We start from the raw sequence: 5,329 nt of genomic DNA on the forward strand, positions 1-5,329 counted from the left end.
CCACCAGATACGACAAACTCGCCGTGCGCTACGAAGCCACCCTCACCATCGCCGCCATCAACCAATGGCTTCGTGCCCTACGAAACACGGCCTAGGCGAAGTTGTCGGCTTCCTCCTCAGGTGTGAAGGCCTCCGGTCACAGCTGCATCGCGAGCACGAGATCGACCTGCTCGACGAGCCACTTGCGGTAGATGTCGAAGTACGGGAAACGCAGCATCAGCGGGTACTGGCCAAGCAGGTCTCGAGGCGTTTCCGAAGATCACAAACCCTCTCCGACCGAGTGATCACCTGCGTCTCGCAAAAGGGCGATGACGTCCCCGGCCGCCCGGCGGCCCTCCGGGGTCGGCATGATTGGCCAGTCGTGGATCATTCCCTCACCGATGTGCAGGTGAAGATCGGTTCCGGTCGCGTTACCGGCCCGGTCCCTGAGCACGACGGCGTCGGGGAAGAGGACATCGCGTGTCCCGCCGTACACGTGGACGAGTCCGAGGTGGTCCAGCCGGCCGTTGAGAGGGCTGGTCTGAGGGTTTGACGGATCGGCTGGGGCGGCCCAGCGGGTCGCGAGAACTCGGATGTGCTCGAGATTCAGCAACGGATCGTGCGGTGCGATGTCGGTGATCTTCGGGTTGGTGAAGGTCAGGTCCAGGGCGGGTGAGATCAGGATGGTGACGTCCGGCCCCTCGCTTCGCGAGGTCAGAGCCTGGAGCACGGACAGGGCGATGGTCGCGCCCGCTGAATCACCGGTCAGTGCGGTCGGCCCCTGTGTCTGGACGTGCTGGAACAGGCGCAGCATGACTGGAAGGACGTCGGCGTGGGTAGCGGCGGGAAGGCGCGGGTACAGGGGCAGGACAACTTCGCGGCCGGATTCGACGGCGATCCGGGCGGCCAGCCTCCAGTGCTGCGTGGTGATGGGGGCGGCCCAGGCGCCGCCGTGCAGGTAGACGGCATAGTGCCGTACCGGATTGACGGGCGCCAGCCGATAGACCGTCCAGCCTTCGAACTCTTCCCGTCGGACCGTGACACCCGGCAGACGCGGTGGAGCCGGGTTGGCCACTTCGGCGAGGAACCGGCTCGGCTTGAACTGGCGCTTCTTCACTCCGGTCACGCGCAGCAGACCGACAACGGCGTGGCTGGCCAGGCTCGGGCTCACGGGTTCACCACCCGGTAGGAGCCGGAGCGCACGTCGTCCGGCAGAGCGGGACCGCTGGTGCTCCACCCGAACGTGTCGTGCGCCTTGTGGGAGGTGATGCGCGCCGAAGATCGAAGCAGCGCGGCCATCGGCCCCATGGCGCTCTCGGCCTGTTCGGCGGTGATCGAGGTCGCGGTGGTTCCGGTCAGGTCCGCGATCGCCTCGGCAAGTTCGCGGAAGGTGAACTGCTGCGGCCCGGCCGCGTTGTAGGTGCCCGCCACCGGGCGCTCCAGGGCCGCCAGGTACAGGCGGGCGAGATCGTCCACGTGCACCGGGGTCCACTCGTTGTCACCGGCGCCAATGTAGGTCGCAGCGCCCGAGCGGGTCGCGGCCCCGATCAGATTGGTCAGCAGCATGGTGCCGCCGCGACCGTAGACCAGACCCGCACGGATGATCATGCCGTTCAGACCCGCCGCCTCGCGCACCAGGCGTTCGGCGAGGAGCTTGGCCGGCAGCAGGCCCGGCTCCGGCAGTTCTGCGTCTTCGTCCCGAGATTGGGCGGGGTCGAGCCCGTAGACCAGGTTCGTGCTGGTGTAGATGAACGGCTTGCCCGTCCCAGCCTTTCCCGCCCCACGGATCAGCGCCTCCACGGCAGCGGCTTCTGCCCTGACTGCGTCCTCGCCACCGGCATAGTCGACCGCCGCGGCGTGCACCACGGCGTCGGCTTGCGCCGCAGCCGTTTCCAGGAGCGCGGTGTCGGTCAGGCTGCCGAGCAGAGGACGCGCGCCCGCCTGCGTCGCTGTTGCTGCCGACTGCGGGGACCGGGTCAGCGCTACTACTTGGTGACCTGCGGCAACGAAGTGTTCGACAAGCACCGAGCCCAGGTAGCCGGTGCCGCCGGTGATGAGTATCTGCATGTTCTCTCCGGAGCCGAGCGGACAATGGAAACGGATGAGTTATCCGCTTCCTTGACCGTAGCACGAAATGGATGAGTTATCCGGTGCGTTGCCCCGAACCGCCCGGACGAGGTCCAGGCACTAGTAGTACTTTGTCCGGTTATATGGCTTTTGGGTCCAGGTGCGCTTCGGGGACGACGTAGCCGATGAACCGCTCGTCCAAGGCACCACGGAAGTGGCCGTTGTCGCCGTAGCCGGCGTCCGCGGCCAGCAACGGCGGACGAAATCCGTACTCGGCCAGCTCGTCGCGCATCCCCACCACCATCGACCACCTCGGCCGGTGATGCTCATCGGCAGGTGTCCCGCACCGGGCCCGGCGAGGTCGTTACGAAATGCCGCAACCCCTGATGATCCCCCGAGCCGATCCGCCATCGGCTGCATCGACTCACGCCGCCCGTCCAACAACAGCCCCAGTTATCCATTTATGCTGTGGTAGTGACCGCTTCCCCGCTCCGTAAGGACGCAGTACGCAACCGCCAGCGAATCATCGAGATTGGCCGGGAGCTGGTCGCGGACGGCACCCCGATTCAGCTGAACGAGGTGGCCAGCGCGGCCGGCGTCGGCGTCGCCACGGTGTACCGGCACTTCCCGACGCCTCAGGCGTTGATCGAGGCGGTGTCGGTGGACGGACTGGAGACGCTGATCCAGGCCGCCAAACAGGCTGCGGAACAGGACGACGCATGGGCGGCCTTTTGTGATTTCCTGGTCAGGTTCGTGGACGCGCAACTCACTGACGCTGCCCTGTCCCCGGTGCTGTCTGCGTCCACAGCCGCCCTACCGGGCACAGCGCATCTGCTCGATCAGTTGGCCTCGCTGTTCAATGAACTATTCGCACGGGTCAGGGCCGCGGGGCGGCTGGCGCCCGGCATAACGCTCGCCGACATGACGCCATTGATGTGCGGAATCGCCTTCTCGGCCAGGATGCACGCTGCCACCGATCCTCAGGAGCAAGCTGCAGCCGGCCGCCGCTACCTCGATGTCTTACTGAACGGGATGCGGGCCCGCTGAGCATTCGACACGACAGCCGCCTCCGTCGGCACCACCCGACGATGCACGGCCAGGATCCAGACACCGCCGCTGGCCACCTACGGCTCCACAGCATGATCATCGTGCGCGACCACGACGCCTTGACCATCGAAACTGACAGGGCGGCCTTCCCGCTCACCGCCCCGACGAGCACCCTGACCCGCACAGCAAAATCCCCGCCCAACGGGACGGGGCTCACTCGAAACGCGAAGTGAACCAAGGTGCAGGTTCGTCGAGTACCGGTAGTTCTTGCTTCGGGCGGCCATGCGGTGATCGCGGGTCGAGATGACGTGCACAGGTTGCGTTCGGGGTCGGAGCTGCTTGGTACCTTGCGGTGTGCTCGTGTTGTGGCCGGATTTGGCGGACATCCTCCGAGGTCTTCTCCGACAACATGGCCTTGATCCGAACCGGGTAGAGAACCCCGAGTCGGCCTGGCGGGTGTTCTCGGCCTTCCTCGCCATTGAGATCGATGGGCTGGAGTCGGAACCGGCCAGCAACGCCGACGGGTTCGACGTGTCCTGGGGTCGCTACAGCTGGAGTGACGAGCTACCGACCCTGTCGTTCAACAGGCATCTGATGGTCGACGAGGCGCGGCCGGATTGGTATCAGCCGGAACGCTGGAGGCTCAGCCTTGACATGGTGTTTCCGGATTTGCCCGCTTTTACTGACGTCGGTGAGCTCGACACTCAGAGCAGCGGTATTTATTACGAACGCCCAGGTTCTGGGATGGACGATGCCGTGCGTGAGGCGTTGTGGGAGGTCGAGCGATATCCGGCGTTGCAGGCGCTGTGGACGAGTAGGCCGCTGTGGAGCGTGATCGGCTTCGGCTCTCGGCACCCACGTGTGGGAGACGTGGGTGCCTTCGATGCCCAGCAGCAGGTCGCCTATCTTGAGTGGCGCGCCCGTTACGGTTGAAAATGTCCACGCTCGCCGATCAAGCGCTGCTCGCAGTGTCAGGCACCGCTGGCTCGGGCTTGGCTTGGTCCGCTGACGATGGCTTTGAGGCGCTGAAGCTCTTGTTCGAGGCCAACAGGGTCGATCCCTCTTCGTATCGCTTGGAGATCAGCTGGAACACGAAGTTGGCCTCGTCCCGCTCCAGCGGCCGATAACCAACTTCATCCATGACCAGCACGTGTGGTCGCAGGTAGACCTTCAGCCCGGTGAACGGGAAGATCCGCTCAGGGGGCGGTGATCACCTACACCCAGGCATCCTGCCCGACCATCCCCAACAGACAGACGCCAGGGTTTCGAGACGTGCCCTAGCTTGACCTTTAACCCGTGCGACGTGGACGGGGATTGACGGACTTCGTGTTCTTTGCGGCTGCTGTCTTGGCGTTCGTGGTGGCTGCGGTGTGGACGTCGTAGCGTGGGGTGGGCTGGTTGTTGCGGCGGCCGGGTGGTCGCCCTGGGCCTGGTCGGGAGGGTTTGGGTGCATCGGCTGGGCAGGTGAGCTTCACGCGGAGGTGCCGAAACCCTCGGCGGACGCGGGCGGGTGACAGACGCTGCGGTGGTGCGGGCTTCTCCCAGGGGCGGCGCAGGTCGGCGGCGAGGGTGCGGGCCAGGCGGAGCTGGGTGTAGGTGGCGAGGATCAGCCAGGTCCATAGGTCGGCGGCTTGCGGGGTGCGGATCTTGGGGCAGGTCCAGCCGAGGGTCTGCTTGAACAGGCGGAACGTGTGTTCGATGTCGAAGCGTCGCAGGAACGTCTGCCAGAGCAGGTTCACGTCGTCCGGGGTGGCGTCGACGCCGGAGCACCACAGCCAGACCGGCTTCGGGGTCGCGCCGGAGGGTAGATGGTCGACTTCCAAACGGATGACGGTTCCCTCGATGACCGGCAGCACCTTCGCCGAGTCGATCCAGGCGGATCGGTGGGTCAACCGTGGGTGCAACCGGTCCCAGGCTCGGGCCCACGCCGCGCCGTAGAGCCGGGTGTCAGCGGCGGTGGCAACGTCCGGCTCACCCCAGGTGGTGGGATCGCCGAAGACGAACTCGTCGCCGTGCTTGCGCGGTCTGCCGATCGTCCCGGGCTGCCGGGCTGGCACTGCTCGGCGTAGTACCCGGTCTGAGCGCATCCGAGCGAGGACCTGCACGGGCAGATCGGCCAGGAGGAACGCCAGACGGGGCGCGTCGTAGCCGGCGTCGGCCACGACCAGGATCTCCGGGTCCCCGGGCCGCCACTGCCCGGCCGCGATCAGCCGCCCCACAATGTCTCGCAGCTGCC

At 66.2% G+C, this 5,329-nt stretch carries 7 protein-coding genes; 2 read left to right on the forward strand and 5 right to left on the reverse strand.

The features are described 5' to 3' along the window. Window positions 1–259: 259 nt before the first annotated feature. The 3 genes from ACGFIQ_RS36115 to ACGFIQ_RS36125 form a co-directional block, all read right to left on the reverse strand. Window positions 260–1,150, reverse strand: coding sequence for an alpha/beta hydrolase fold domain-containing protein (locus ACGFIQ_RS36115; protein ID WP_393250825.1), 891 nt, complete (start codon window positions 1,148–1,150; stop codon window positions 260–262). Further along, window positions 1,147–2,046, reverse strand: coding sequence for an NAD-dependent epimerase/dehydratase family protein (locus ACGFIQ_RS36120; RefSeq protein WP_393250827.1), 900 nt, complete (start codon window positions 2,044–2,046; stop codon window positions 1,147–1,149). Before ACGFIQ_RS36120 ends, ACGFIQ_RS36115 begins: the two co-directional genes overlap by 4 nt. A 139-nt stretch (window positions 2,047–2,185) precedes the next feature. Then, a complete protein-coding gene (locus tag ACGFIQ_RS36125) occupies window positions 2,186–2,350 on the reverse strand; it encodes a hypothetical protein (RefSeq protein WP_393250829.1) in 165 nt (54 codons plus the stop codon). A gap of 170 nt (window positions 2,351–2,520) precedes the next feature. Here ACGFIQ_RS36125 and ACGFIQ_RS36130 point away from each other — a divergent pair, with 170 nt between their 5' ends. Together ACGFIQ_RS36130 and ACGFIQ_RS36135 are read left to right on the forward strand one after the other, a co-directional pair. Continuing rightward, window positions 2,521–3,093: a TetR/AcrR family transcriptional regulator gene (locus ACGFIQ_RS36130; RefSeq protein WP_393250831.1), complete on the forward strand. Its 573-nt coding sequence runs from the start codon at window positions 2,521–2,523 to the stop codon at window positions 3,091–3,093. A 360-nt stretch (window positions 3,094–3,453) separates the two neighbouring features. Continuing rightward, entirely contained in the window at window positions 3,454–4,026 is a 573-nt protein-coding gene (locus ACGFIQ_RS36135) for a hypothetical protein (protein ID WP_393250833.1), read from the forward strand. A gap of 19 nt (window positions 4,027–4,045) precedes the next feature. Here ACGFIQ_RS36135 and ACGFIQ_RS36140 read toward each other — a convergent pair whose 3' ends face one another. Further along, entirely contained in the window at window positions 4,046–4,285 is a 240-nt protein-coding gene (locus ACGFIQ_RS36140; protein WP_393250837.1) for an ATP-binding protein, read from the reverse strand. A 97-nt stretch (window positions 4,286–4,382) separates the two neighbouring features. Continuing rightward, window positions 4,383–5,329 (reverse strand): transposase (locus ACGFIQ_RS36145; RefSeq protein WP_393250835.1); only part of this gene is annotated, 947 nt, incomplete at its 5' end.

The organism is Micromonospora sp. NPDC048898, assembly GCF_043198035.1.
Taxonomy (GTDB): domain Bacteria; phylum Actinomycetota; class Actinomycetes; order Mycobacteriales; family Micromonosporaceae; genus Micromonospora.